Below are 25,319 nucleotides of genomic sequence, written 5' to 3' on the forward strand. Positions count from 1 at the left end.
GGTCTTTCCAATGGAAGTGGATAAAACCAATGGAAAAGCCGGAGAATGTAGATAACCCGTTTTTTTAGAAAACTCTCCATCCTAAAGCAGGCAGATATATTTTTACCTTTCAAAACTGTAAAGTTTTTCTTATGTTTGAACTTCCCAGGGAAATATGATATCCTATTATAAATACACTTTTGGAAGGAGCGATTATCATGAAGATACATGAATCGGCGGAAAACTACCTGGAAACCATCTTAGTAATCGGGAACCGCAAGCCCCAGGTACGTTCTATTGATATTGCCAATGAACTGAATTTTTCCAAGCCCAGTGTCAGTGTGGCCATGAAAAATCTCCGTCTGAACGGATATATTCAAATGGATCATGAGGGATTTATTACCCTTACTCCCTCCGGCAAGGCAATCGCTGATAAAATATATGAGCGTCATCGTCTTCTCAGTTCCTGGCTTGAACAGCTGGGCGTAGATCCCAAAACTGCTGCTGAAGATGCCTGTAGAATGGAGCACGTTATAAGCTCTGAAAGTTTTGAGGCTATTAAAAAGCACACTCATCTCATGGAAGAAAAAATACAGTCTGCCAAAGAAGCATAGCTGCTTCTTCATATACTGTACATCTGGCCTGCCTGCCAACAGAAAACCGTTCCGTAAAATCCTGATATTATCTGAATTTTACGGAACGGTTTTTTATGACTCCACTTCTTTTTCCTGTTGGATTTTTTCCAGCTGATCAGCAATTTTTTTCTTTATGCCGTTCATTTCCTGATAGGTGGCTGCAAGTTTCTGCTGAGTTTTATTCAGTACATTCACATATTCTGCAATCTTGTACTGTACTTCAGACACAGCACTGCGTACGCCTTCATAGTCTGCCCTGCTGCCTATATTTCCTTCTGCTTTCTCCAGTTTTTCCCGGAGGACCTTGTTTTCTTCCCGAAGGCGAAGGATTTCTCTGGCCAGTTTGTCTTTAATGGCATTCTTCATCTGTTCTGCTTTCAGATATTCCTGCTGGGTAAATTTCTGCTTTTCTTCTGCCATAGTCAGGGCATCCTGAAGACGGCTGTTTTCCCTGGCCAATCCTTCCAGGCGCTTATCCTGGTCCTCTGCCAAAGCTGCGCTGTTTTCTTCCTCCTGCCTGAGCAGCTCTTCCAGTTCCTGAATGCGGCTCTGATATCTCTTTGTTTCCTCTTCATGGGCACGGCTCATCTGCGACAGCTTGTCATTCATGTTTTCTACATATTCCAGTACATCATCTTTTTTGTAACCGCCTACTGCGGTCCTGAATTCCAGTTCTTCTCCCATTATCTATTCTCCCCTTTCTTCCCTTCACTGCCAGCTTTCTCCGCTGGAGTGATTCCTTATCCAGTCATCTCTTAAAGCTCCATAAAGTTCTGCATTTGTGGCTGCCTGATAAGGCAATGCCCAAAAAATTCCCAGAAGGCCGCATGTAAAGGCAGATCCGATCCACCAGCCTAAAAAAGAAAGATCCAGTCCGAAAGCTTCCAATTTCTGTCCCATCATCATTTCTTTACTGATAGCAAAGGCATCCGTACTGCTGATATCCGGCTGTTCCGCCAGAATATAGGGGGACCATCCTGTACTCATAGCTCTTTACAATCCCCGGAATGATCAGAAGCAGCGTCCACAAAAATGTGAACAGATTTCTAAGAAACATTACAAGCACTACATTTCCATAATGGCCGGACTGAAACCCAAAAAGGATCTTGGAAACCCCTGCCTGATAATCCCTGTTCTCTACATAAAACCTGCAGGCTCCCATTTCCAGTACCGAAAACACCAGAATCTGTACTAAAATGACCACTGCCCCGGGGATAAGAAACCATAAGGCAAATGTAGTATCCTCCAACCATCTTTCTATGCTGACAGACCCTCCGGTCCCGGTTATCAGACCAACGATCAGGCTCACCAGCACACAGTTCCCGTAGTTCCTGCGAAATTTTTCTTTTCCGTCTGCTTTCAGACCCGCTCTGTTCCAGTACATACGACCCCCTCCTCTCAAATCATATATTACTGTTTTATTCTAACATGTATTCTACCGGTATAAAAGTGAATTTTTTATTACATAGAAAAACATCATTTCTTCTTAGCTGTTATTATCATAAAATTTTTCCAAAATATTTTTTTAATTTTATCTTGACATTTCAAATTTTATCCCTTATAATCATTACTGTTGCTAAGGACAGCAACGAATTTCATATGTGCGTTTAGCTCAGCTGGATAGAGCGTTTGACTACGGATCAAAAGGCCGGGGGTTCGAATCCTCTAACGCACGGTATCAACCCTTATGTCTCAGGACATAGGGGTTTTTGTTTTATCAGAAAACCATTTATGAAAGGAGTTCCATATGCTTACATCAACTCAGCTTCGGCAGCAGCTTTCCTCCATAAACAGAAAAAGCTATCCTGCATATAAAAGTTTAAAAGGCATCTATCAATTTCCTGACTATCTTTTATCTATTGACCATGTACAGGGAGACCCTTTTGCCTCTCCTTCCCACGTAAGTATTTATGTTTCCAGAAAAAGAGCAGCTTTTCCGGAATTCTGTTTTTCATCTTCTCCGGCCAGGATTGCTGTTCAGGACCTGCTCACACGTAAATTTGAAGAGCAAATTTCCGCTTACAGTTTCCGGGCAAAAGGTTCCGGCAAAAGCGGTCTCATCTCTATTACCCACTGTGGACAGGAAACTCTGGAACGGACGGCCTGTCAGGTTACCGATAAGGAAATCATTGTCCGCTTTACTGTCGGCTTCCCTGCAAATGGCAGGACAATCAACGCACCAGAGCTTGAAAAAATCCTGTTTGACTTTCTTCCCCGCTGTGTGCAGAAAAGCCTGTACTATAAAAATCTTTCTTCAAAAAACGTAGAGGAGACTGTATTTCTCGCAGAAGATCAGGAATATATCCGCAAAGAACTTCCCAAAAGAAATCTGGCTGCTTTTGTGGCTGATCACTCCATTCTCCCCAGACAGAGCGGTATTTCTCAGAAACCCTTGAAAGGAAGTATCCCCTTTCTTTCCCCGGAAACACTCCAGATAGAAATGAAGCTTCCCCACAAAGGTATAATCCGTGGAATGGGAATCCCAAATGGCATCACTCTTATTGCCGGAGGAGGGTATCATGGAAAGTCCACACTGCTGAATGCCTTAGAAAGAGGCGTTTATAATCATATTGCAGGAGATGGGAGAGAATACGTGATCACGGAGCCTTCTGCACTGAAGCTCCGTTCTGAAGACGGACGTTTTATTAAAGATGTGGATATTTCTCTATTTATCAATGATCTGCCTAATAAAAAGGATACCCGTTGCTTCTCAACTCTGGATGCCAGCGGAAGCACCTCTCAGGCCGCCGGAATTGTAGAAGGAATGGAAGCTGGAACTAAGCTCCTGCTTCTGGATGAAGATACCTCTGCCACCAATTTCATGGTCCGGGATACTTTTATGCAGGAAGTGATAAGCAGAGATAAAGAACCCATCACTCCATTTCTGGAAAGAGCAAGGGACCTATATGAAAAGGCTGGCATTTCCACTATCCTAGTAGCAGGAAGTTCAGGTGCTTTTTTCCATATTGCAGATACGGTAATCCAGATGGACAGCTACCGGACTCTGGACATTACAGAAAAAGTTAAAAATCTGTGCAGAAAGTATCCCCTATCTTTCTCCCATGTTCCAGCTTTTGCCATGCCGAATTTTAATAGAGTCATGACAGTGCCTCCGGTGAAAGGAGACGGAAACAAAGAGTTAAAGCTGAAAGTTCATGGAAAAGATTCTTTCTCTCTGGGTAAAGAAACCATAGATTTAAGATATATCGAACAGATTGCCGATTCAGAACAGACCGCCGCACTGGGACAGCTGCTGAAATATGCCAGGGAACACCTTTTAGATAATAAGCGAAGTCTTTCTCAGGTAATTTCCCTTCTGGAAAAGACGCTGGATGAAAAAGGACTGGCCGGTATCTGCTCTTCCTCTTATATCCCCTGTGGTCTGGCAATGCCCCGGAAGCAGGAGATTTATTCTTGTTTTAATCGTTATCGAAGATAATGCCGGGAAACTTTTTATTGTCATGAGTAAAAAGGCCGCTGTATTTGTGCAGACTTTCCTCTATACGGTGTCTGCATAAACACAGCGGTCCCTCTTTATTCTGAGACTTTCTAAGCTTCTGCTTTCTTCAAAATTCCTACTCCAATAGGATAAGGCCCTGTATGGACTCCAATGGTAGCGCCTATCTGCATCTGCGGCCAGTTTTCTGACGGGTAGCCTCTTTCTGACAGCTTCTGACCCAGATAGTCTTTAAAGGTCTTGTACTCCGGAACATCCAGACCTACGCCTGTGACCAGATGATACTCCTCAAGATTTATTTTTTTCTTTTCCAGATACTCGACAAACATATCTGCTACCTTGAACAAGGATTTCTTTCTGCCTCTGCAAAGCTCTGTAGAACCCAGTTCCCCGTCATAATACTGGAGCAAAGGTTTTATATTCAGCATACTCCCGGCCAGAGAAGCCGCCTTTCCGATCCTTCCTCCATGTTCCAGATATTTCAGATCCTTTGTGGTAAAAAAGATATGTCCTGTATTTCTGATCTTCTCCAGGGCTTTTACTGCCGTTTTCAGATCCAGTCCCTTATTCCTGAGCCTGACCGCTTCTTTCACAAAAAGCCCCTGAGCCGCAGTTACCAGCTGAGAATCCATCACATAGATTTCTGCCTCAGGATGCTCTTCCAACAGTTCCTCCCTGGCATTTATTGCAGACTGCATAGAGCCGCTGAATTTCTTTGTCAGGCAGATACACAGTACCGGCGTACTGGTTTCTACAAAGGGAAGAAAGGCATCCATATAATCCTGTACAGAAGGCATAGATGTCTTGGGATAGCAGTCCTGATTATCTGCCATTTCCTGATAAAAGTCCGTAATGGCTATATCCTTTCCTTCTCTCAGATAATTTTCCCCATCAAAGGATACATAAAAAGATACGATGGAGACCTTCTCCTGCTCCGTATACTGAAGAGACAGGTCACAGGAGCTGTCGCTGACAATACCAAATTTCATTTTTCATCCGTCCTTGTCTTTCTTTTTAATATCTGTTATCATCTACAGTAAATGTTACAATTGTAACACTTTATTTTCTGAAAAACAATATTTAAAATCTCAACTGTTACAAAAAGGAGAATTTTGTTCATGAATACTTCATCGAAAAATCCTTCCAAAGAGTTTACAAAAAACTGTATAATGGATGCCCTTCTCCAACTTATGCACACCAAAGAATATGAGCAGATTTCTATCTCTGAACTAACTCAGAAAGCCGGGGTTTCCCGGATGTCTTATTACCGCAACTACAACTGCAAAGACAGTATACTGATTGATTATATGCACCGGATTTTAAAAGAGTACGCAGAGGAGTTAAAAGGTCCTTCTTTTCGTTCAGATTTCCAGACTTACGACCATATCCTGCGAAGTCTGAAATATCTTGAAAAATACAAAGATTACGTGCTGTGCCTGAAAAAGGCCAACCGCTCGGAAATCCTCCTTCAGGGATTGGATCTATATATGCTTTATGTAACAGAATCTCTGGAAAAATCAGCTCTGGAAAAATACGATCTCTACTACTATTCCGGAGCTCTTTACAACATTTTCATGCATTGGATCGAAGACGACATGAAAGAAGACATCCAGGTTATCGCCTCTATTATATATGAACATGTGCGGCATAACCGTTTCAATGACAGACAAAGGAGGTAATCCTCTTAGCAAAATCAAAAATGCTTCAAGCCTTCCTTGCAACGGCTTGAAGCACACTGTAGTGTAATGGGCGATGGTGGATTCGAACCACCGAAGGCTTTGCCAGCAGATTTACAGTCTGTCCCCTTTGGCCACTCGGGAAATCGCCCCTAAATTTTCAGTTCTCACAAATTATAGCATACCCTGACCGAATTGCAAGTGTTTTTTTTCATTTCTTTCAAAGACTGCAAAAGGAACTGTGGCATTCGTCATATATCAGTAATAACATGTATAAGTATTCTCACTTTTAACTAATGCCACAGCTCATTTAAATACCCTGCTATCTTTCTATTCTTCCTGATCCAGCACACATTTCACAATGATTGCTCCATGGGAAGGAACCTCCAGATGGATAACTCCGGCCCTGCACTCATGAATTTTCTTTACAAGACTGTATCCAAAATCTCCAGTCACCATCAGCTGTTTGAATTTACAGGTTCTGGATCTTGGAATCCCCAGTTCCCACACAGACAGCTCCACCATCTTCGTCTCATCGCTGTTATTAATGGTCACCACAGTTTTCTCCCTGTCTGTAAATCTGCCGTAACTGATCTGCTGATAATCATTTGCCAGAAATTTTACAGATCCTCTCAGCAATTCACGATTCTCCTTGTGTATCCGTATGATATCTTTATGAAAAGCGATCAGTTCCTGGTCTTCTCTTCCCCAGGGATAGGTTCTCCGATTATCCGGGTCGGTAAAACCGCAGAGTCCTGCTTCGTCTCCATAATAGATGGTAGGCGCTCCCGGCCATGTCATCTGGATTACCACAGCCTCCCGGAAGACGGCCTTGTTTATATCCTGCTGGGCAGCTTCACTTCCCAGATTTTCTACCCGTCCCACTTTATGATTGGTTCTTGTAAGGAAACGGGAGTGATCATGATTAGACAGCTCATTCATGGCAGTCATCAGCGAAGGCGCATAGAAACTGGCCATATGATATTTCATAGAGCCGATAAAACAGTCACTATTTCCCAGCATGCCCTCGTTAAATTCATCACTGTGTTTCTCCATTCCTGTCAGGAACCAGGTTACCGGCTCCATAAAAGCATCATAGTTCATCACAGTGTCCCACTGGTCTCCTTCCAGCCAGGACCTGGCTTCTCCATAATGCTCTGCAAGGATCAGAGCGTCAGGGTTAGCCTCCTTCACATTCCGACGAAATTCTCTCCAAAACTGATGATTGTACTCATTGCTGTGTCCCAGGTCTGCCGCAACGTCAAGACGCCACCCGTCCACATTATAGGGGGGAGAAACCCATTTTCTGGCAATACTCATAATATAATCATAGAGTCTGGGAGACTCTTCATAATTCAGTTTTGGCAGAGTGTCATGTCCCCACCAACCGTCGTAGAACTGGTTATAGGGCCAGCTATACTCATTGTGAAAGCGGAAAAAAGTACGGTAAGGACTGTCCTGAGATATATAAGCCCCCTTCTCATATCCTATCTGATTCTCGTAAATCTGCTCTCTGTCCAGCCATTTATTAAATGAGCCGCAATGATTAAATACTCCATCCAGGATTACTTTCATGCCCCTCTTATGGATTTCTTCCACAATACAGACAAAAAAAGCATTGCTGGCTTCTAGATTTACTTTGTCTGTAACTCGTTCTATATATTTGGTAGCATGGGCATTTTCCATATCCCCATCGGTCAGGACCTCTCCCCCATCTTTCACGATTTTTCCATAATGAGGGTCTATATAATCATAATCCTGGCTGTCATACTTATGATTGGAAGGAGATACAAACAAAGGATTAAAATAGATCACATCCACACCCAATTCTTTCAGATAGTCCAGTTTATCCAGAACTCCCTGGAGATCTCCTCCGTAAAAATCCCGGACATCCATAGCTTGAGGAGGACGGTTCCAGTCCTCTACCTTTTTTACATGTTCATCAATATATGCATACTCACCTGACACCACATCATTAGACGGGTCCCCGTTGCGGAATCTGTCTACAAAGATCTGATACATCACTGCTCCCTTTGCCCAGTCAGGAGTCTTAAATCCCGGAACAATACCAAAACAGTAGTGGTCGTCAATCTCTCTGGTCACTCCAATCTGGTTATAATAGCAATGAATTTTTCCGGAAATAATCTCAAAATAGTAACGGATAGTCTCATTTCCAAGTTTTACATCCGTCCCATAATAGTCAAATCCGTCTTTTGAGTTAAGCCATTTCATAGGCTGTCTAACATCATCATATACCAGAAAAACAAAGTCCACATTGTTTTTCTTTGTGCGGATACGGATATTCACTGTGTCTCCGGCTTCCGGTTCTGCCGGGGTCCTGTAATTTTCCGTTTCATCGCTGAACACCGCACGTTTATTAAAAGTAGGCCTCATATTGGTCACATATTCCTGAATCTTCCTTGCATCCGTAAGATTTTCGTAATTCATACTGCATCCTCTCCATCTTTTAGCAAAACCTATAAGTGTTTCCTGCTTTGCTGAATTACTTCATATTATTATATGTTACTATTCTATCCCACCGAGTCCATATATACAACTACTTTTTCCACGGATTTTTCGTACATTTTTTGTCAAAGTAAAACAGCCAGTCTATCGACTGGCTGTTTTGGAGAAGGTATTTCTTCTTATGGGGTGTAGCAAAAACTATATAATGTATTGGGGGGTTTTTACAGTAATTATAATAGCATGACCCGAAAAAAAAGTGTGCACAATCTTGACTTTTTTTCGTAGTTTTTTTTGACCATTTTTAACATAACTGGTCCTTCCACTTTTATCCATTCTGAGAAATTCTGCATAAAACCCCATTAAAACAAGGCTTCAAACTCTTCCCTGCCGATTTTTTCTTTCTCAATCAGCAGATCTGCACACCTATGGAGAACCTCCTCATTCTGAGAAAGAATCTCTTTGGCTTTTTCATAGGCCTCGTCAATAATCCGTTTTACTTCACTGTCAATAAGAGCGGCTGTCTGATCTGCATAGTTCTTCGTGTGTCCAAAGTCTCTTCCGATAAATACCTCGTCCTCGTCACCACCGTACTGGATCATTCCCACTTTTTCGGACATTCCGTACTGAGTTACCATAGCTCTGGCCATCTGGGTAGCCTGCTTAATATCCTGAGAAGCACCTGTTGTAATATCGTGGAAAATCAATTCTTCCGCTACACGGCCTCCAAGATCCACCACAATATTCTCCAGCATTTTCTTCTTGCTGTTAAACATTTCATCCTGTTCTGGCAAAGGCATAGTATAACCTGCTGCTCCCATTCCCGTAGGAATAATGGAAATTGTATGGACCGGTCCCATCTCAGGAAGGAGATGGAAAAGAATGGCATGGCCCGCCTCATGGTAAGCTGTAATCTTCTTTTCCTTTTCAGAGATTACCCGGCTCTTCTTTTCCGCACCCAGCCCTGTCTTTATAAAGGCCTGGCGGATATCTCCCTGATTAATAAAGAATCTGCCGTCCTTAGCGGTAATAATGGCAGCTTCATTCATAAGGTTCTCCAGATCTGCGCCAGTATAGCCGGCAGTAGTTCTGGCAATCTCTTTTAAGTCTACATCTTCTCCCAGAGGTTTTTTCGCCGCATGGACGCGGAGGATTTCTTCTCTTCCTTTAATGTCAGGACGGCCTACACCTACCTTTCGGTCAAAACGTCCCGGACGGAGAATAGCCGGATCCAGAATATCTACCCGGTTAGTGGCTGCCATAACAATAATGCCTTCATTTACTCCGAAACCGTCCATTTCTACCAGAAGCTGGTTCAATGTCTGTTCCCTCTCATCATGACCTCCGCCCATGCCAGTCCCTCTCCGTCTGGCAACAGCATCAATCTCATCGATAAATACAATACAGGGTGCATTCTTTTTGGCTTCTTCAAACAAATCTCTGACACGGGAGGCTCCTACTCCTACGAACATTTCCACAAAATCCGAACCGGAAATGGAGAAGAAAGGCACCCCTGCCTCCCCTGCAATGGCTTTTGCCAACAGTGTCTTTCCTGTTCCCGGAGGTCCTACAAGGAGAACGCCCTTGGGAATTCTGGCCCCTACTTTTACATATTTCTGAGGCTCCTTTAAAAAATCTACAATCTCTTCCAGCTCTTCTTTTTCCTCCTGAAGGCCGGCTACATCTTTAAAGGTTACCTTTTTATCTGCATCTGTAGACATTTTCGCTCTGCTCTTGCCGAAATTCATCATCTTGGCATTGCTGCCACCTGACATCTGCCGGTTCATCATATTCATGATAACGATTACCAGAATGACTGTAAGGACCAGAGGGAGTACCGTAGCCATAATGGTATTATCACTTGGAACATCTGCCACCTGTACGGCAATACCGCTCTCTCCTTCCAGCTCATCCTGAAGCTCTTTCACATCCAGAGAATAAAAGTTATGCTCATCCCCGTTCTTCATCCTGACAGTTACCTGGCCTGTAGGAATCTCTCTGTTGGGGCTGATATATACCTGAGACACTTCTTCTTCCTCAATATCCTGCCAAAAGGCCTGCTCTGTGTAGCTGTAGTCCCGTGTCATCTGTCTGGAAATAAACCAGAAGCCCAGCACCACCAACAACAGCAGCAGTGCCGCCGGTATCCAGTTTCTTGCCTGCTTATTCACCTTGTTGTTTCTCCTCTCTTTCCATATTCAAGTCTGTAACTGCCTCTCAAAATTCTACTACACCGATATAAGGCAGGTTTCTGTATTTCTGAGCATAGTCCAATCCATATCCCACTACAAACTCGTCTGGGATGTTAAAGCATACATAGTCTACTTTTACATCCTTCACTCTTCTCTCCGGTTTATCCAGAAGGGTGCACAGATGAATACTGGCAGGATGTCTCTGTTTCAGGATTTCAATCAGATGACTCAGAGTGCGTCCGGAGTCAATAATATCCTCAACGATCAGTACATCCTTTCCCTCTATAGTTTCATCCAGATCTTTTACAATACGCACAACACCGCTGGAGCTGGTATCATCTCCATAGCTGGACACAGACATAAAATCAAGAGTTACTGGTACTGTCACTCTTTTGGCCAGTTCACAGGTAAAAAATACACCGCCTTTGAGCACACATATCATATGCACGGATTTCCCTTCATAATCTCTGCTGATCTGCTCCCCGATCTCACAGATCCGCCTATCTACTTCTTCTTCGCTTAACAGCTGACGGATTCTTTCACTCATCTTCCCTTACTCCTTTTACATGTACTTCTAACACTTCTTTTGTCTGACTTGTAATCTTATAATACTCGCTGATACGGCAGCCTACTGCCCACAAAATATGGGAGCCTTCTGCCAGAAGAGTTATCTTTTCCCGTTCTTCCCGTGGAATCTTACAGTCAATAAAATAGTCTTTCAGCTTTTTCCTTCCTCCCTGAGCATTAACTGTAAGGTAATCTCCCGGAAGGCGGAATCTTACTTCAAGGCCGTCTTTTATTTTATCATAATCAAACCATTTCGTATATGTTTTTTCCGGAATTTGCTGTTTTTCATAGGGAAAAATCCGGAATTCCAGAGGAGCCGGTTCTTTTTCTTTTTCACCAGCTTTTCCTATGGAAAGACTTCCATAGGTCTGCCGGGCAGTAAGGCCATAGGGAAGGGATGCCGCAGCTCCCGTAGCTCCCCTGAAGAGTTTTTTCAACGTTTCCACATGGATTCTGGAAATATCCTTTCGCCTCCCTGCCGCCAGAGACAGAACCTTCAGCAGAACATACTCTTCCATGATCTCCTCCTCAGAAAGAAGCTCTTTTCTGACATAGAATTTCCCGCCTTTTTCTTCTACATATCTCTCGAAAAGGCTGTCTGCCTGTCTCTGAAGATATCCCTCTATCTTCCTCATATATCCTGCCGCAGCGCCTATATGCTCCACTGCCCGGGGATTGATCTTCTCCATTTCCGGGATAACTGCCTGCCGGAGCCTGTTCCTGGTGTAAGAAAGGTCCTGGTTCGTGCTGTCCTCCATCCAGGAAATCCCTCGGCTCTCCAAATATTCTTGTATTTCTCTTCTGGAAATACACAAAAGAGGCCGGATAAAAGTCCCCATTGTTCCCTGCTGTACAGGTTGGATTCCTCCAAGGCCCCCAGCCCCGGTTCCCCGTATCAGATTATGAAGGACTGTCTCTGCGTTATCATTTTGGTGATGAGCCAGAGCAATCCCAGACTCCTCCGGCCCAAGCCCCAGTCTCCTGCGTTCTTCTTCGAAGGCCCTGTGTCTTGCCTCCCGTCCTGCTTCTTCCAGGGAAAGTTTCTCTTCTGCTGCGATTTTTGGCACCGGATAGCTGTATATCCTGAGAGGAATACTCTCTTTCTCACACAGCTGTCTGGTAAATTCCTGGTCCCGCCAGGCTTCTTCTCCCCGTATCCCATGGTTCACATGGATTCCGTGAAGGAAAAACTCACATCTTTTCTGATATTCTTTTAACAAAAACAACAGGCATACCGAATCTGCCCCGCCGGAAATTCCAAGGAGCACATGGCTGCCCGTTTCTATCATATGTTGTTCTTCTATATAAGAAAATACCTTCTCTTCTATCTTCATCTTTTTGTATCTATTTCCTCCATAATCCAGCCGCCAGTACGGTCATATCGTCTGTAGCCTTATATTCACAGTATGTAAGAACCCGTTCCAGAATACCTTTTCCAAGTTCCTGAGCCGCACTGGTATTGACCTCCATAATGATTTCTTTCATGGTTTCCTCTGGTTCCTCTCCTGGCAGAGCATCTAAAACCCCATCTGTGACCATGATAAGGAAATCTCCTTCATACAGTTTTTTTGTGGAAGACTCGAAGTCTGCCTGCTGCACCAGTCCCAGCCCCAGACTTGTAGAAGAAATCGCCTCTACCCAGTGGCTCCTCTTAATAAAGGTTGTGGATGCTCCTGCTTTTAAAAAATGACACATACCAGAATATAGGTCCACAATAGAAATATCCACTGTAGAAAACCTGCCATTGCGATTCTTCAGGTTCAATACAGAATTCACCATTTTGGCCGCTGTCTCTCCTGAAAATCCTGCTTCTACCAGCTGTTCCAGGGTATCCACTACAGTCTCACTCTCCCTGGATGCTTCCAGACCAGATCCCATCCCGTCAGAAAGGCAGATGAAAAACTGCCCGTTTTCTTCCACAGCGCAGGTATAATTATCCCCGGATACCGTTTCCTTGTCCTTGGTTATTTTTGCAGCTCCATAGAGGATTTTAAAATTTACTTCCTCTACAAATCCCAGGACCCCATAGTCTTTGGTAATAAGGCTTTTCCCCTCTGTTCTCACTGTCATCCGGCTGCCGCATAATTCTGAAAGCACTGCTGCCGCTTCAGCGGCAGGTATACAGCTGCCTCCTCTGGTGCAAAATTCTCCATAGTATCTCTGTTTTCCGTCAGGCTGCTCCAGGGTCCATAGATTTCTCACTCTGATGTGCCGTTTTTTAAGTTTTCTGGCGAAGTCATCCCGAAACTGCATGTCTGCTTCGGTCATATCAAAAAGGTCTCTTGACAGATATTTCATCAGCTGAGCCATTTCTCCCAGCTGCTGGGCCACTGCCATTCTGTTTTCCAAGAGTTTATTATTCCATATCAGATTCTGGCGTTCTCTGTCCATGATTCTCTGCAGCTCCTGCACCAGCTTTCCCTGATTGATGCAAACACCTGTCAGATCTGCCCTGGCTTTTCTCAGCTTTTCCTCGTCATTCTCTTCCATGATCCGCAGAAGGCCATAAAACCGCTGATAAGTTTGGGGATAGTGCTGAGTCCAGCACACCTGATTCAGGTGGCATTTCCTGCATACCCCTTCTCTGGCCTCCTCGATCAGATCTTTCAGTTCCGAACTGGAGAGGTAATCCTTTCTGCAGGGCATGCCGTAGAAGCTGTTTGCCAGCTTTTGGAAGGATTCTGCATAGCGCTGCATTTTTTCTTTCTGTGGATGCCGGTCATAGTCCAAAGCTGCTGCACTTTTTTTCATTTCTGAAAAAATAGTTTTTGCCATGTCACGTAATAGCAGCAGTACACTGATTACGAGCATGGCAATTATCCATTCCTGCATCTTTTTCCCTCCCTGAATAAGCAACCGCTATCAAAAGAGTATTATAGATGCTTTTCTCTCTGAACTTTGTCAAAAACCGTCTCCTGAACATAAAAACTTTCAGACAAAATCCGATTTTATCCTTCTGCTTCCTCCTGGTCAGAGCTTTCCGTCTGAGCTTTTTGCTCCTCCTGTGTGCTCTGGTCCTTCTGGGAATCCTCTGTCTGGGAAGTACTGTCCTCCTGCTGAGAGTCTTCTCCCTCTTTAAAGACAATCTCGTTCTCTTTCACCAGACCCAGCTTCTCTCTGGCTGTTTCTTCCACATATTCATCTGTTTTCATATATTCTTTCAGATCATCAATCTCCGTAGTCCGGCCTTCTTCTTCCTCAATCTGTCTGTCCAGATCATCAATCTGGGAATTATAAGAAGAAAGCTGGCTCTCCAGCGCAACACTCTTCCCCATCATTCCCACAAACAGAAGACCGACCACAAAGGTAATGCTAATCATTGCAATTCTGCTTTGTGATCTTCTTTTTTTTGCTTTTTTCATTCCAACGCTTCCTGATTCTTTGTATGGGCTTTTGTTTATATAGGGAAATTTTAACTCTACCCAGCCAAAATTTCAACCTTTTTCTGCATATTCTAATAGGCCTTCCCATTATTCCCAGGAACCTGCCTATTTTCCTCAATACAGCAGAAATATATTTCACCAAAATCCTACTGGGACCGGCATGATACAGCAAAGCTCCCACTGCTGTAAAAATGAGAACATAAATCCGTATCCTGCCGTCATTCTCCCGATAAATCAGGCCAAACAAATATATCCCTGAAACACACCAGTACAGAATATCTTCTATCCCAACCCAGAAAGGGTTGTGATCTGCAATGTTTCTGAAAATGCGGAGAACATCATAACAAACCGCCAGAAAGACACCGGCCAGGAAGGCATCTGCCGCCAGCAGCAGTTCTCCATGCATATAACTGCTCATAGGTCACTGAAACAGCCTTTTCAGCATTCCTTCTCCTCCTTTGGCTTTGGTAATCCCCTGGCTGTATACAAGACTGTCTACTTTTCCCTCTATATCTACCTCCTGTTTCTCCAGATCCAGACGGGTCACATGGAGTCCTTCCCCTTTTATGGAAAGGGTACCGGCCTCCGTCACCAGACTGATTTCCTTTTCATCAAAAGAATTCACATCACGCACACCCTGGATGCAGCCTTTCTTCCGATCCGTTAGCTGCAGAGAGTGAGCTTTTCTGTTCTGCTTTTCCTCCAAAAGAAAATCGATCCCCCATATTCTTTCCTTATGAAAGATTATATGGGAAATCGATTATGAATATACCTTATAGGTATTTGAACAGCTCGCTGGCTGCTTCTTTTTTTACGGTTTCCTGTACGTCCAACACTTCTACCCGGACATTTCTGCTTCCGAACTGGATTTCCAGGATATCACCTGCCTTTACCTGAGCGGATGCTTTGGCTGGCTTTCCGTTTATCAGCACCCGGCCCGCATCACAGGCTTCATTGGCAACGGTCCTTCTTTTGATCAGCCTGGACACTTTTAAATATTTATCAAGTCTCATTCTGCTATTATGCGTTCACTAAATCCTTTAAAGCTTTTCCAGCTTTGAACTTTGGAGTTTTAGAAGCTGCGATTGTCATAGTCTCGCCTGTCTGAGGATTTCTTCCTTCTCTTGCAGCTCTCTCAGAAACTTCAAAAGTACCGAATCCAACTAACTGAACTTTCTCACCTTTCTTCATTTCTTCAGATACAACATCAACGAAGGCTTTTAAAGCTGCTTCTGCGTCTTTTTTAGATAACTGTGTTTTCTCTGCCATAGCAGCAACTAATTCTGTTCTGTTCATGAGTATTTCCTCCTAAATATAAATCACGCTATAAGTCTACCGCTACTGCGGTCTACAGTTATTTATACCGTGTTTCCTATGGTTTGTCAAGCATATCCCGAAATTTCTCAGGCCACAAAAATACTTTCCACAAAGTTTCTCCATTTTTCCTGCTGATCCTTCAGTTTTTCCAGTTTTTCTACGTTTTTTTCCGAAATCCAGGCTTTATTGTGGGTATAATAATAATTTGCCAGTTTCCAGTATTTCTCCGGATAGGCAAACCGAATCCTAAGGTTTTCCATTTCCCCCCGGCTAAGAGGCCTGACCTGATGATAGGCCGTCAGGATTTTTTTTCCCAGCTCCAGATCCCACTGATGTTTTTCCAGGATTTTCCTCATGAAGCGGTATAGGTCTCCCACCTGGATGTCAAAGTTCCACTTATCAAAATTAGTCACTGCCTTGACTTCTCCCTCTGAAAACAGCACATTGTGCTGATTAAACTCCCCATGACAGACGGCCCCTCTCTCTAATTCTGCCTGGCGAAGTTCTTTGTAATCTGATGCCTCCAACCTTTTTACCGCCTCTTCACCATGTCCAAGAAAACAGCATACTGTATCCAGAAATTCCTGCTCAAACCGATTCTTTTTCCGCTTTCCGCATACAAATTTCCGGATTTTACGCAGTTCTCTGTTATGTCTCTGAAATTCACTGCAAAGAGATTCCTTTACATAATGGCTTTCTACCGGCATACACATAACTTTATGTAAACTTGCCAGGGCCAGGGCCCCTTTGCAGATGTCTTCTTCGCTGCGGGTATCACATTCCCTTCCCTCATACCATTTTTTCACAATATAAGGAATATTCTCTCCATCTATGGAGATATAAGAGCCTTCCTTATTGCACAATATCTGATCTGTCAATATGGGAGATGCGTCTGCAACTTTTTCTAAAAGTTTTGCCTGATACTCCAGCTTTCTGGGAGTTCCCCAGAATTCCCGGATCAGTACTAATTCCCCGCCTGTCTCACAGATCAAAGCCCCCCTTCCCCGGTATACGGCCCCGGTTTCCAGCCCATACTGTTCCAACACACTAAGACCACGGTCATACACATTTTTCTCCCCCTTTTTTCATGTCCCTTTCATTGTATGCAGGGGAGTCCGGGGTTAGAAGGGTTCAGAGCAGGGACAGAAGATATTCTTTTGTATTTTTCTCCGGTTCTTCCAGAACAATCTCCAGGAACTTTTCCAGGGTTGCTCCAATTTCCTTTCCCGGTTTCATTCCGGCATCGATCAGATCCTTTCCGGAAACTGCCAGATCTTTTATAGAAACACATTCCTTATGCCGGATAATCTCCTGATAAATTTCTCCAAGTTTATCCAGCCACTGCTGCTTTTCCCCTAAATGATAACCGCTCTGTGCCATAATGTCCCCTCTGCGCACCTCCAGGAGAATAGGAAAAAGCTCTGTGCCTGTTTTGGAAAGGGCTCTTCGCACAGAGCGGGGGTCTGCCTCCCAGGGACATTCATGCCAGTATACCAGTTTTCCCACCTTGTTTATAGTGTCATTATCAAATCGCAGTCTTCTCAGGACAGTCCTGGCAATTTTTTCACTCTGGGCAGGATGCCCATAAAAATGGTCCCTTCCTTTTTCATCCCTGGTCCTCGTCTCAGCCTTTCCCAGGTCGTGAAAAAGGAGTGTCAGCCGCAGAAGACGATCAGGCTTCACAGCTTCCATAGCCTTCAGCGTATGCTCTCCTACATTGTAGCAATGATGGGGATTCTCCTGGGGCGTCTCCATAGCCCTGTCAAATTCCCAGAGAAAAACTTTCGTCAGTCCCAGTTCCCAGGCCTTCTTCAGATACTGGGGATTTGGCGACACCAGAAGCTTTACCAGCTCTGTCTGGATACGTTCCGCGCTGATCTTCTTCAGGGTTTCTGCCAGTTCCCGGGCTGCTTCCTGTGTTCTTTCGTCAATATCAAATCCCAGCTGGGCAGAAAACCGCACCGCCCGCAGTATACGCAGAGCATCCTCTGTAAACCGCTCTTGGGGTTCCCCTACACAGCGGACCACCTTGTTTTTCAGATCCTCCACCCCTCCAAAAATATCCACCAGGCCAGTTCGATGGTTATAGGCCATAGCGTTGATGGTAAAATCCCGCCGTCTTAAATCTTCTTTAAGACTTGGGGTGAAGATCACCTCTTTAGGGTGACGTCCGTCTTCATACTCTCCATCTATCCGATAAGTCGTCACCTCAAATCCTTCTTTATCCATAAGCACTGTTACAGTTCCATGCTGGATTCCCGTATCCACCGTTCTTGGAAAAATTTTTTTTACTTCTTCCGGAGTGGCAGAGGTGGTAATGTCCCAGTCTGCCGGTGAACGGTGAAGGAGGCTGTCACGAACACAGCCTCCCACTACATAAGCATCATATCCATGTTCCTGTAAAGCATCTATGATTTTTTCAGCTTTTTCTGGAACTTCAATTCTCATAATTAATATGCGCGCCCCCAGTAAACCATTTTCTTGGCCGGCTTTCCGCATACCACACATTTATCAGACAGGTTCTCCTGCTCAAAAGGCATGCATCTTGCCGTAGCCTGAACGTCTTCCTTTACCTTATCTTCACATTCTCTGCAGCCGCACCACATTGCCTTTACAAACCCCGGCTTTTCGTTAATAGTCTCCTTAAAGGATTCGTAGTCTGTAGCCACATAGGTGTGAGCGTCTCTGTGAGCCCTGGCTCTTTCCAGCATCTCTCCCTGCATAGTTTCCAGGATTTCTCCTACTTTCTGAGCCAGCTCATCCAGAGATACTGTAACCTTCTCTCTGGTATCTCTGCGGACAACTACCGCCTGATTTGCCTCAATATCCTTGGGTCCGCATTCAATGCGAACAGGAATTCCTCTCATCTCCTGCTCTGCAAATTTAAATCCAGGGCTCTTATCTGTCTCATCAGTTTTCACCCGAATGCCTGCCTCCTTTAACTGAGCCTCTAATCTCTGGGCAGTCTCCAGAACCCCTTCTTTTCTCTGCTGAATAGGAATGATCACTGCCTGTACCGGTGCGATCCTCGGAGGCAGCACCAGTCCGCTGTTATCTCCATGTACCATGATCAGTGCTCCGATCATACGGGTTGTCATACCCCAGGAAGTCTGGTGTACATACTGTAATTTATTTTCTTTATCTGTATACTGGATACCAAAAGCCTTTGCAAATCCATCTCCAAAATTATGGCTGGTTCCTGACTGAAGAGCCTTTCCGTCATGCATCAGAGACTCAATAGTATAGGTAGCTTCCGCTCCGGCAAATTTTTCTTTCTCTGTCTTCTGTCCTTTAATTACCGGAATTGCCAGTACCTCTTCACAGAAATCTGCATAGATATTCAGCATCTGGATGGTCCGCTCTTCTGCTTCTTCTGCTGTAGCATGAGCCGTATGTCCTTCCTGCCACAGGAATTCTCTGGAACGTAGGAAAGGTCTGGTAGTTTTCTCCCACCGTACTACAGAGCACCACTGATTGTATACTTTTGGCAGGTCTCTGTGAGAATGGATTTCTTTTGAATACAGGTCGCAGAACAGGGTTTCTGAAGTTGGACGTACGCAGAGTCTTTCCTGAAGAGGCTCCATCCCGCCGTGGGTCACCCAGGCTACCTCAGGGGCAAAGCCTTCTACATGATCCTTTTCCTTCTGAAGAAGACTTTCCGGGATAAACATTGGAAGGTATACGTTTTCCACTCCGGTTTCCTTAAACCTTCTGTCCAGCTCATGCTGGATGTTTTCCCAGATAGCATATCCTGCCGGTTTGATCACCATACATCCCTTTACGCTGGTATAATCGATGAGCTCAGCCTTCTTCACTACGTCTGTATACCACTGGGCAAAATCTTCCTCCATAGAGGTAATCTCTTTTACAAACTTCTTATCCTTTGCCATTTTTCTACTCCTTTTTAATGATTTCCTTCTAAGACAATACATAGGCGTCCCGCTCTAAATCCCAGGAGAATTTTTATTCTATAGGGCATTCCTGCAGAACAAAAAAAGACACCGTATCCCCAAACAGGGACCGATGTCTTGGATTCGGCGGTACCACCCTTCTTGACGGCTGTTTTTCTGCCGCCCTCTTTATGCTTTTCTAACGCCAAAGCCCGCGTCCTGCTCCTCACAGGCAGCTCCAAAGCCGGTTCCCTGTCTTCCCGGGAGAACCTTCCACCAGCGGTCCTCTCTCTGTGCCATTCCGAACAGGTACTATTCCTTTTCATCGCCATTTTTCTTTTTATCTCTTTGCCCCATTTTATTGGAATTTCTCTTTTTTGTCAAGACCAGACCTTCTACAGTTCCAGCTCTATCTTTCGTCCTGTTGGGCTGTACTGATAGTACCGGACTCCTGCAGCATCCAGCATTCTCTTAGAGGCTTTCACTGCCGGAGTGTCCCCGTATTTATCGCTGCCGTATACAATGGTCTTGATCCCTGCCTGGATAATGGCCTTGGCACATTCATTACAGGGGAACAGGGATACATAAAGTTTTGCCCCTTCCAGAGAGCCCCCTCTGTAATTGAGGATAGCATTCAGCTCACTGTGTGTCACATAAAAATATTTGGTATCAAAGTCCTCTCCTTCTCTGGCCCAGGGGAATTCATCATCAGAGCATCCCATGGGAAAACCGTTGTAGCCCATAGAAAGGATTTTATTATTCTGACTGACAATACAGGAGCCCACCTGTGAATTAGGATCTTTGGAACGCATTCCTGACAGTTTTGCAACTCCCATAAAATATTCGTCCCAGGATATATAGTCCTGTCTTTTTTCTGACATTTTCTTCACTCCTTGTCTATTTTGTACCAAAGATCCGGTCTCCTGCGTCTCCCAGTCCGGGAACGATGTAACCGTGGTCATTCAGATGGTCATCCAACGCGCCAATATAGATGTCCACATCCGGATGGGCTTCTGTAAGAGCCTTTACACCCTCCGGAGCTGCTATGATACACATAAAGTGGATATTTTTTACGCCTTTTTCTTTCAGCATGGAAATGGCTGCCACTGCAGAACCTCCTGTGGCCAGCATAGGATCAGTGACAAAAACTTCCCTCTCTCCACAGTCAGCAGGCAGCTTACAGTAATATTCCACAGGCTTTAAAGTTTCAGGATCACGGTACAGACCAATATGGCCTATCTTTGCAGCAGGAACCATGGACAGCATTCCTTCTACCATACCAAGACCGGCACGGAGAATGGGCACTACTGCCATTTTCTTTCCTGCCAGCTCTTTCACCACTGTTTTTGTGATAGGCGTCTCTATTTCCACATCTGTCAGCTTCAGTTCTCTGGTGGCTTCATAGGCCATAAACATGGCCACCTCGCTCACCAGCTCCCGGAACTCTTTTGAGCTTGTCTCTTTCCTTCTGATAATTCCGATTTTATGCTGGATCAGCGGGTGCTCCATTACTAACACTTTTCCCATTTTTATTCTCCTTTATCTCCAGTCTGTTTTTCCTGTTTTATTCATCACTTTCGATCAGGTTTATCCTTCTCTGATGACGCTCATCATGAGAAAATTCTGTATGCAAGAAGGTATCTACGATCTTTACTGCCAGGCCGGGGCCTACTACTCTTCCACCCAGAGCCAGAATATTGGCGTCATTATGCTGCCTGGTGGCCTCTGCACTGAAGCAGTCTGTACACAGCGCCGCCCGGATTCCTTTCATCTTATTTGCAGCAATAGAAATGCCGATTCCTGTTCCGCAGATCAGAATCCCTTTCTCGCATTCGCCACTCTGTATAGCTCTCCCTACTTTTCTGGCGTAGATAGGATAATCTACAGACTGGGTGCTGTCGCATCCAAAGTCTTTATAAGGAATCTTTTTTTCCTCCAGATATTTTATGATCTCCTGTTTCAGTTCATAACCGCCATGGTCACATCCCAATGCTATCATATGCATCCTCCTCTTTTTTATATTCAGGGCTCCTGCAAAAAGAGCGCCTTTAGTCTGACAGTTCAATTATATGATGGCCTGCCGCTTTCAAAAGCCGGTTCATAATGGCCTGTCCCATCCTGGGTGTGTCAAAAGATTCCGAAAAGATTGCCTCCACATCCTCTTCATCGAATTCTCTCAGAATACTGAAAAGATGCCGGGCAATACCTTCTTCCTCCTGCCTGCTCCCGATACTCTTTACCACTGAGGCCTGATACTTCTCCCTGGTCTCATCTGTGGCGATAACACCTGCTTTTTTTCCCTGCTCTGCCAGTTTTTCACACTGTGCATTAATGTAGGCCACTGTCTCCGCCTCTTTTCCCTGTACAATGGTAAGAGGGGCTCTGGGTGCATAATGCCGGTACTTCATTCCCGGAGCCTTTGGCCGCACCTTTTCATCTGTGATCAGCAGGCCTTTATCTATTTTTACCTGGCCGATAACTGCTTCCATCATCTCCTGATTGATATATCCGGGGCGAAGGATCACCGGCTCCTCCTCAGTAAAATCTACAATGGTGGACTCCAGCCCAATGCCTACGCTGCCGCCGTCTATGATCATATCAATCTTCCCCTCCAGGTCCTCCCGGACATGGGCAGCCTGAGTAGGACTGGGCCGCCCGGAAGTATTGGCGCTGGGAGCGGCAACATAGCCTCCTCCCGCCTTTATCAAAGCTGCCGCCACCGGATGACTGGGCATCCGCACAGCCACGCTCTCCAGTCCTCCTGTGGTTTCATAAGGCACCAGACTGCTTTTTTCAAAGATCATAGTCAGCGGCCCTGGCCAGAAGGCTTCTGCCATCTTTTGGGCCTTCGGAGGGATTTTCTTTACAATCTTATCCAGACTCTCCAGATCCGCAATGTGTATGATCAGAGGGTTATCTGATGGCCTGCCTTTGGCCTGGTAGATTTTTTGAGAAGAACTTGGATTCAGCCCGTCTCCGCCCAGACCGTAAACAGTTTCTGTAGGAAAAGCTACCAGCCCGCCGGATTTTAAGATCTGGCCGGCTCTTTCTATTACTTTTCTGTCCGGATGCTCTTTATCTACTGTGACTACTGTTGTATTCACCTTAAAACCTCTTCTTCCTTAGTTTCTTACAATTCAGACTTATCATACCACATCTGTTCCTTTCATTTCCACCGTTTTTAGAAATTTTAAGATACCGTCGGAAATCGCCTGGGCACATTTTCTCTGATACTCCTCTGTCTGAAGCAGTTCTGCCTCTCTGGAATTGGTGAGAAATCCGGTCTCTACAATATTTACGATACCCTTGCTTTTCTTTAGAAGGTAATAGGAATTGTTTGCTTTTGCCTTTCTGGGCCTTTGGATCTCCAGCTGTTCGTTCATCGTTTCCTGGATACACTCCGCCAGTGCCTTTCCGCCCTCTGAATCTGCATAATAAAACACCTGAGGTCCGCAGACACTTTCATCCTGGTAGCTGTTCTGGTGAATACTGACTGTGAGAAGGGGGGCTGTTTCTTCAATAAGGGCGCAGCGGTTCTTCAGGTCCTGATTCTTTTTATTCCTGCTGTCCTCATCATACAATCCTGTATCATCCTCTCTTGTAAAAACAACCTCATATCCCTCCGCTTCCAGATATTCCCCCAGGAAACCGGCGATTTTCAGGTTAATCCCTTTTTCTTCCAGTCCGTCAATCCCCACTACTCCCGGATCAATCCCTCCGTGTCCGCTGTCTATAACGATTGCTCCCGAATTCTCTGTTTTTTCCTGGGCTGTCAGGACAGCCCCCTCTCTGGAAAGGAGATATATGGCACAGAGCATTACCCCAGCCATAATCCTTTTTATCCATTTTCTCCCCATAGGGTTTCTCCTTATTCTGCTGTCTGTTAAATATATGCAGAATGGTTCCAGTGTTTTCCTTACTCCCTAATGGGGAATCCAGCAGTCCGCTGCAGCATCGCAGAACAGAAAAGCTGCCGGCTGCAGGACCTGTCCTGCAAACGGCAGCTTTTCCGTATCTCTATTTCATTATTTTACAGCACCATTTACAACACCGTTAAGGATCTGTTTCTGGCATACCAGATAGAAGATCAGAATCGGAATCAGGGCCAGCAGGTAAGATGCAAAGGCCAGGTTGTAGTTTGTACCGAACTGTGTCTGGAAGTTTAACTGTGCCAGAGGCAGTGTGTTTACATCGGTTCCGGAAAGGATGACCAGAGGAGTCATAACGTCGTTCCAGGTTCCCAGAGCAGTGAGAACTGCTACAGTTGCATGCATGGGTTTCATAACCGGGAAGATAATACTCCAGTAAGTCTTCCATGTGGTTGCTCCGTCTACTCTTGCTGCTTCCTCAAGAGCCAGAGGGATATTTTTCAGATAGCCGGAGTACAGCAGCAGGTTCATAGGCATATAGAATACCGTATACAACAAAATAACGCCCACTCTGTTTGCCAGTCCCATCTGTGCCGTCAGCTTTACAACAGGCATCATCAGGATTGCAAAAGGTACGAACATACCACTTACAATGTAAAGATAAATGAAGCTGTAAACTTTGCTGTGTGCCATGCTTCTGCCTATAGCATATCCTGCCAGAGAATGGATGATTACTGCCAGGACAATAGCAATCACCGTGATCAGCACACTGTTTGCCAGAGAGTTCCAGAAATCGGTAACTTCCATAGCCTGAGCAAAGTTGCTGAAACTCCAGGAGCTTGGGAATGCCAGTGCTCCTGCAATGTCATTGGTCATTTCAGAAGGCTGCTTAAAGGCAATGATGATGGTCATATACAATGGAAAGAAGATGGTTAAGCAGCCGATGATCAAGAGAATGGTAATCGGCCAGTTTGTACGTGCCGTCTGTTTATTTCCTTTTGTATTCATTATAACTGCTCCTCCTTACTTCCTGTAAATTTCATTTGTGCTACTGAGATTACCACGATTACGATAAAGAAGATTACCGCATTGGCACTCTGGAAACCAAACTGTCCGCCGCTCATACCGTTGTTGTAGATCAGGTAAGAGATAGACTCTGTACTCTGTGCAGGACCGCCTTTTGTCAAAGCCATGATCTGGTCAAATACCATCAGGAAGTTCTTCATACACAGTACCATATTAATGGAGAAGAAGGGAATGATCAGCGGGAAAGTCAGATTCTTGAATTTCGACCATCCGGTAGCTCCGTCAATAGAGCCTGCCTCATATACATCCTCCGGCACAGTCTGAAGACCGGAAATATAAATAATAGTATTCATTGCCACAGACTGCCAGCATGCTACAAATACGATGGCCAGCCATGCGCTGCTTTCACTTGAAAGCATACTGCTGGAAAGGAAACCGATTCCCAGCTTCTGTCCCACTGTAGGAAGGATATAGGTAAAGATAAAGCTGAAAATATAACCTACAACCAGTCCGCCCAGTACGTTAGGAATGAAGTAGATTCCCCTCAGAGCACTTTTCCCTTTGATCTTACTGTTCAGTCCCAGAGCCAGGATCAGGCTGACCACGTTGGTGACAATGGTACTGACAATGGCAAATTTAAAGGTAAACAGATAAGACTTTCCAACTCTGGAATCCTGAAACAGATCTACATAGTTTCTGAATCCTACAAAGTCATAAGTTCCATAGCCTTTATAGTTTGTAAAACTGTAAATCACACCTCTGATCAACGGAAGTGTATTAAACATAAAGAATAAAATCAAAATCGGAATTGTAATGCACAGAAATGTTTTCTCTCTGTTTCCCATCTTTTTCTTCATCTTAACTT

The 25,319-nt window shown here is 44.7% G+C and carries 27 protein-coding genes, 2 tRNA genes and 1 other annotated feature; of the genes, 4 read left to right on the forward strand and 25 right to left on the reverse strand.

The window, feature by feature from the left end; all coding sequences use genetic code 11:
- Positions 1 to 197: 197 nt before the first annotated feature.
- Positions 198 to 593 (forward strand): metal-dependent transcriptional regulator, encoded by a 396-nt coding sequence (locus tag B5G33_RS16390; RefSeq protein ID WP_087418412.1) that lies wholly within the window; start codon positions 198 to 200, stop codon positions 591 to 593.
- A 93-nt stretch (positions 594 to 686) separates the two neighbouring features.
- Here the strand turns inward: B5G33_RS16390 and B5G33_RS16395 are convergent, their stop codons facing one another.
- From B5G33_RS16395 to B5G33_RS16400, 3 genes are read right to left on the reverse strand one after another with little or no spacing between them, the layout of a single operon-like run.
- Positions 687 to 1,298 carry a hypothetical protein gene (locus B5G33_RS16395; RefSeq protein ID WP_087274353.1) on the reverse strand — a complete coding sequence of 204 codons (612 nt, stop codon included), beginning with the start codon at positions 1,296 to 1,298 and terminating at the stop codon, positions 687 to 689.
- A 24-nt stretch (positions 1,299 to 1,322) separates the two neighbouring features.
- A complete protein-coding gene (locus B5G33_RS22040; protein ID WP_242974739.1) occupies positions 1,323 to 1,601 on the reverse strand; it encodes a DUF975 family protein in 279 nt (92 codons plus the stop codon).
- On the reverse strand, positions 1,525 to 1,998 hold the full coding sequence (locus B5G33_RS16400) for a hypothetical protein (protein WP_242974740.1): 474 nt from the start codon (positions 1,996 to 1,998) through the stop codon (positions 1,525 to 1,527). Before B5G33_RS16400 ends, B5G33_RS22040 begins: the two co-directional genes overlap by 77 nt.
- A gap of 217 nt (positions 1,999 to 2,215) precedes the next feature.
- On the opposite strand from B5G33_RS16400, the gene B5G33_RS16405 reads away from it, so the two are divergent.
- Together B5G33_RS16405 and B5G33_RS16410 are read left to right on the forward strand one after the other, a co-directional pair.
- Positions 2,216 to 2,289 (forward strand) — tRNA-Arg (locus tag B5G33_RS16405).
- A 72-nt stretch (positions 2,290 to 2,361) separates the two neighbouring features.
- On the forward strand, positions 2,362 to 4,053 hold the full coding sequence (locus B5G33_RS16410) for an ABC-ATPase domain-containing protein (protein WP_087418413.1): 1,692 nt from the start codon (positions 2,362 to 2,364) through the stop codon (positions 4,051 to 4,053).
- Positions 4,054 to 4,163: 110 nt separating this feature from the next.
- Here the strand turns inward: B5G33_RS16410 and B5G33_RS16415 are convergent, their stop codons facing one another.
- The gene (locus B5G33_RS16415; protein ID WP_087418414.1) at positions 4,164 to 5,060 is read right to left on the reverse strand and encodes a DegV family protein; all 897 of its coding nucleotides are present in this window, start codon (positions 5,058 to 5,060) and stop codon (positions 4,164 to 4,166) included.
- A gap of 129 nt (positions 5,061 to 5,189) precedes the next feature.
- Between B5G33_RS16415 and B5G33_RS16420 the strand changes: the two genes are divergently transcribed.
- Entirely contained in the window at positions 5,190 to 5,750 is a 561-nt protein-coding gene (locus B5G33_RS16420; protein ID WP_087274363.1) for a TetR/AcrR family transcriptional regulator, read from the forward strand.
- Between the two features lie 67 nt (positions 5,751 to 5,817).
- Here the strand turns inward: B5G33_RS16420 and B5G33_RS16425 are convergent.
- The 21 genes from B5G33_RS16425 to B5G33_RS16530 all read right to left on the reverse strand — a co-directional run bounded on the left by B5G33_RS16425 (position 5,818) and on the right by B5G33_RS16530 (position 25,311).
- A tRNA-Tyr gene (locus B5G33_RS16425) sits at positions 5,818 to 5,899 on the reverse strand.
- Positions 5,900 to 6,077: 178 nt separating this feature from the next.
- On the reverse strand, positions 6,078 to 8,195 hold the full coding sequence (locus B5G33_RS16430) for a glycoside hydrolase family 13 protein (protein WP_087418415.1): 2,118 nt from the start codon (positions 8,193 to 8,195) through the stop codon (positions 6,078 to 6,080).
- A 377-nt stretch (positions 8,196 to 8,572) separates the two neighbouring features.
- On the reverse strand, positions 8,573 to 10,381 hold the full coding sequence (gene ftsH / locus B5G33_RS16435; RefSeq protein ID WP_191385661.1) for an ATP-dependent zinc metalloprotease FtsH: 1,809 nt from the start codon (positions 10,379 to 10,381) through the stop codon (positions 8,573 to 8,575).
- 46 nt (positions 10,382 to 10,427) lie between these two features.
- Positions 10,428 to 10,949: a hypoxanthine phosphoribosyltransferase gene (hpt, locus tag B5G33_RS16440; RefSeq protein ID WP_087274369.1), complete on the reverse strand. Its 522-nt coding sequence runs from the start codon at positions 10,947 to 10,949 to the stop codon at positions 10,428 to 10,430.
- Positions 10,942 to 12,303 carry a tRNA lysidine(34) synthetase TilS gene (tilS, locus tag B5G33_RS16445; RefSeq protein ID WP_087274372.1) on the reverse strand — a complete coding sequence of 454 codons (1,362 nt, stop codon included), beginning with the start codon at positions 12,301 to 12,303 and terminating at the stop codon, positions 10,942 to 10,944. The genes hpt and tilS overlap by 8 nt, the downstream gene beginning before the upstream one ends.
- A 10-nt stretch (positions 12,304 to 12,313) precedes the next feature.
- Positions 12,314 to 13,801, reverse strand: coding sequence for a SpoIIE family protein phosphatase (locus B5G33_RS16450; protein WP_087418416.1), 1,488 nt, complete (start codon positions 13,799 to 13,801; stop codon positions 12,314 to 12,316).
- 116 nt (positions 13,802 to 13,917) lie between these two features.
- Positions 13,918 to 14,331, reverse strand: a complete 414-nt coding sequence (locus tag B5G33_RS16455) for an FtsB family cell division protein (protein WP_242971387.1) — start codon at positions 14,329 to 14,331, stop codon at positions 13,918 to 13,920.
- Positions 14,282 to 14,770, reverse strand: a complete 489-nt coding sequence (gene yabQ, locus B5G33_RS22645) for a spore cortex biosynthesis protein YabQ (RefSeq protein ID WP_087274377.1) — start codon at positions 14,768 to 14,770, stop codon at positions 14,282 to 14,284. Before yabQ ends, B5G33_RS16455 begins: the two co-directional genes overlap by 50 nt.
- A gap of 3 nt (positions 14,771 to 14,773) precedes the next feature.
- Positions 14,774 to 15,058, reverse strand: coding sequence for a sporulation protein YabP (gene yabP, locus B5G33_RS16465; RefSeq protein ID WP_087418417.1), 285 nt, complete (start codon positions 15,056 to 15,058; stop codon positions 14,774 to 14,776).
- Between the two features lie 67 nt (positions 15,059 to 15,125).
- Positions 15,126 to 15,365 (reverse strand): RNA-binding S4 domain-containing protein, encoded by a 240-nt coding sequence (locus B5G33_RS16470; RefSeq protein ID WP_087274381.1) that lies wholly within the window; start codon positions 15,363 to 15,365, stop codon positions 15,126 to 15,128.
- Between the two features lie 7 nt (positions 15,366 to 15,372).
- A complete protein-coding gene (locus B5G33_RS16475; RefSeq protein WP_087274383.1) occupies positions 15,373 to 15,648 on the reverse strand; it encodes an HU family DNA-binding protein in 276 nt (91 codons plus the stop codon).
- A 107-nt stretch (positions 15,649 to 15,755) separates the two neighbouring features.
- A complete protein-coding gene (locus B5G33_RS16480) occupies positions 15,756 to 16,736 on the reverse strand; it encodes a CotS family spore coat protein (protein ID WP_087418418.1) in 981 nt (326 codons plus the stop codon).
- 64 nt (positions 16,737 to 16,800) lie between these two features.
- On the reverse strand, positions 16,801 to 18,117 hold the full coding sequence (locus tag B5G33_RS16485; protein WP_087418419.1) for a CCA tRNA nucleotidyltransferase: 1,317 nt from the start codon (positions 18,115 to 18,117) through the stop codon (positions 16,801 to 16,803).
- 2 nt (positions 18,118 to 18,119) lie between these two features.
- Positions 18,120 to 19,559, reverse strand: coding sequence for a proline--tRNA ligase (gene proS, locus B5G33_RS16490; RefSeq protein ID WP_087418420.1), 1,440 nt, complete (start codon positions 19,557 to 19,559; stop codon positions 18,120 to 18,122).
- 122 nt (positions 19,560 to 19,681) lie between these two features.
- Positions 19,682 to 19,894: a binding site (T-box leader), on the reverse strand.
- A gap of 60 nt (positions 19,895 to 19,954) precedes the next feature.
- Positions 19,955 to 20,440, reverse strand: coding sequence for a deoxycytidylate deaminase (locus tag B5G33_RS16500; RefSeq protein WP_087274393.1), 486 nt, complete (start codon positions 20,438 to 20,440; stop codon positions 19,955 to 19,957).
- Between the two features lie 16 nt (positions 20,441 to 20,456).
- A complete protein-coding gene (gene upp / locus B5G33_RS16505; protein WP_087418422.1) occupies positions 20,457 to 21,086 on the reverse strand; it encodes a uracil phosphoribosyltransferase in 630 nt (209 codons plus the stop codon).
- A gap of 37 nt (positions 21,087 to 21,123) precedes the next feature.
- Positions 21,124 to 21,558 (reverse strand): ribose 5-phosphate isomerase B, encoded by a 435-nt coding sequence (gene rpiB, locus B5G33_RS16510; RefSeq protein WP_087274397.1) that lies wholly within the window; start codon positions 21,556 to 21,558, stop codon positions 21,124 to 21,126.
- 49 nt (positions 21,559 to 21,607) lie between these two features.
- Positions 21,608 to 22,663 carry an L-threonylcarbamoyladenylate synthase gene (locus tag B5G33_RS16515; RefSeq protein ID WP_087418423.1) on the reverse strand — a complete coding sequence of 352 codons (1,056 nt, stop codon included), beginning with the start codon at positions 22,661 to 22,663 and terminating at the stop codon, positions 21,608 to 21,610.
- Positions 22,664 to 22,705: 42 nt separating this feature from the next.
- Positions 22,706 to 23,416 carry an N-acetylmuramoyl-L-alanine amidase gene (locus B5G33_RS16520; RefSeq protein WP_087418424.1) on the reverse strand — a complete coding sequence of 237 codons (711 nt, stop codon included), beginning with the start codon at positions 23,414 to 23,416 and terminating at the stop codon, positions 22,706 to 22,708.
- 168 nt (positions 23,417 to 23,584) lie between these two features.
- Positions 23,585 to 24,436 (reverse strand): carbohydrate ABC transporter permease, encoded by an 852-nt coding sequence (locus tag B5G33_RS16525; RefSeq protein WP_087418425.1) that lies wholly within the window; start codon positions 24,434 to 24,436, stop codon positions 23,585 to 23,587.
- The gene (locus B5G33_RS16530; protein WP_087274404.1) at positions 24,436 to 25,311 is read right to left on the reverse strand and encodes a carbohydrate ABC transporter permease; all 876 of its coding nucleotides are present in this window, start codon (positions 25,309 to 25,311) and stop codon (positions 24,436 to 24,438) included. Before B5G33_RS16530 ends, B5G33_RS16525 begins: the two co-directional genes overlap by 1 nt.
- Between the last annotated feature and the right edge of the window lie 8 nt (positions 25,312 to 25,319).

This window comes from Blautia sp. An81, from assembly GCF_002161285.1.
GTDB classification, from domain to species: domain Bacteria; phylum Bacillota; class Clostridia; order Lachnospirales; family Lachnospiraceae; genus Blautia; species Blautia ornithocaccae.

Coding starts and splice junctions, on each gene's coding strand:
- B5G33_RS16400 (WP_242974740.1), bottom strand. CDS start 1,998: ATGTACTGGAACAGAGCGGGTCTGAAAGCAGACGGAAAAGAAAAATTT.
- B5G33_RS16470 (WP_087274381.1), bottom strand. CDS start 15,365: ATGAGACTTGATAAATATTTAAAAGTGTCCAGGCTGATCAAAAGAAGG.
- B5G33_RS16475 (WP_087274383.1), bottom strand. CDS start 15,648: ATGAACAGAACAGAATTAGTTGCTGCTATGGCAGAGAAAACACAGTTA.
- B5G33_RS16390 (WP_087418412.1), top strand. CDS start 198: ATGAAGATACATGAATCGGCGGAAAACTACCTGGAAACCATCTTAGTA.
- B5G33_RS16500 (WP_087274393.1), bottom strand. CDS start 20,440: ATGTCAGAAAAAAGACAGGACTATATATCCTGGGACGAATATTTTATG.
- B5G33_RS16450 (WP_087418416.1), bottom strand. CDS start 13,801: ATGCAGGAATGGATAATTGCCATGCTCGTAATCAGTGTACTGCTGCTA.
- yabQ (WP_087274377.1), bottom strand. CDS start 14,770: ATGAGCAGTTATATGCATGGAGAACTGCTGCTGGCGGCAGATGCCTTC.
- B5G33_RS16420 (WP_087274363.1), top strand. CDS start 5,190: ATGAATACTTCATCGAAAAATCCTTCCAAAGAGTTTACAAAAAACTGT.
- B5G33_RS16395 (WP_087274353.1), bottom strand. CDS start 1,298: ATGGGAGAAGAACTGGAATTCAGGACCGCAGTAGGCGGTTACAAAAAA.
- rpiB (WP_087274397.1), bottom strand. CDS start 21,558: ATGATAGCATTGGGATGTGACCATGGCGGTTATGAACTGAAACAGGAG.
- upp (WP_087418422.1), bottom strand. CDS start 21,086: ATGGGAAAAGTGTTAGTAATGGAGCACCCGCTGATCCAGCATAAAATC.
- proS (WP_087418420.1), bottom strand. CDS start 19,559: ATGGCAAAGGATAAGAAGTTTGTAAAAGAGATTACCTCTATGGAGGAA.
- B5G33_RS16530 (WP_087274404.1), bottom strand. CDS start 25,311: ATGAAGAAAAAGATGGGAAACAGAGAGAAAACATTTCTGTGCATTACA.
- B5G33_RS16410 (WP_087418413.1), top strand. CDS start 2,362: ATGCTTACATCAACTCAGCTTCGGCAGCAGCTTTCCTCCATAAACAGA.
- tilS (WP_087274372.1), bottom strand. CDS start 12,303: ATGAAGATAGAAGAGAAGGTATTTTCTTATATAGAAGAACAACATATG.
- B5G33_RS16430 (WP_087418415.1), bottom strand. CDS start 8,195: ATGAATTACGAAAATCTTACGGATGCAAGGAAGATTCAGGAATATGTG.
- B5G33_RS22040 (WP_242974739.1), bottom strand. CDS start 1,601: ATGAGTACAGGATGGTCCCCCTATATTCTGGCGGAACAGCCGGATATC.
- hpt (WP_087274369.1), bottom strand. CDS start 10,949: ATGAGTGAAAGAATCCGTCAGCTGTTAAGCGAAGAAGAAGTAGATAGG.
- B5G33_RS16520 (WP_087418424.1), bottom strand. CDS start 23,416: ATGGGGAGAAAATGGATAAAAAGGATTATGGCTGGGGTAATGCTCTGT.
- B5G33_RS16525 (WP_087418425.1), bottom strand. CDS start 24,436: ATGAATACAAAAGGAAATAAACAGACGGCACGTACAAACTGGCCGATT.
- B5G33_RS16455 (WP_242971387.1), bottom strand. CDS start 14,331: ATGAAAAAAGCAAAAAAAAGAAGATCACAAAGCAGAATTGCAATGATT.
- B5G33_RS16485 (WP_087418419.1), bottom strand. CDS start 18,117: ATGAGAATTGAAGTTCCAGAAAAAGCTGAAAAAATCATAGATGCTTTA.
- B5G33_RS16415 (WP_087418414.1), bottom strand. CDS start 5,060: ATGAAATTTGGTATTGTCAGCGACAGCTCCTGTGACCTGTCTCTTCAG.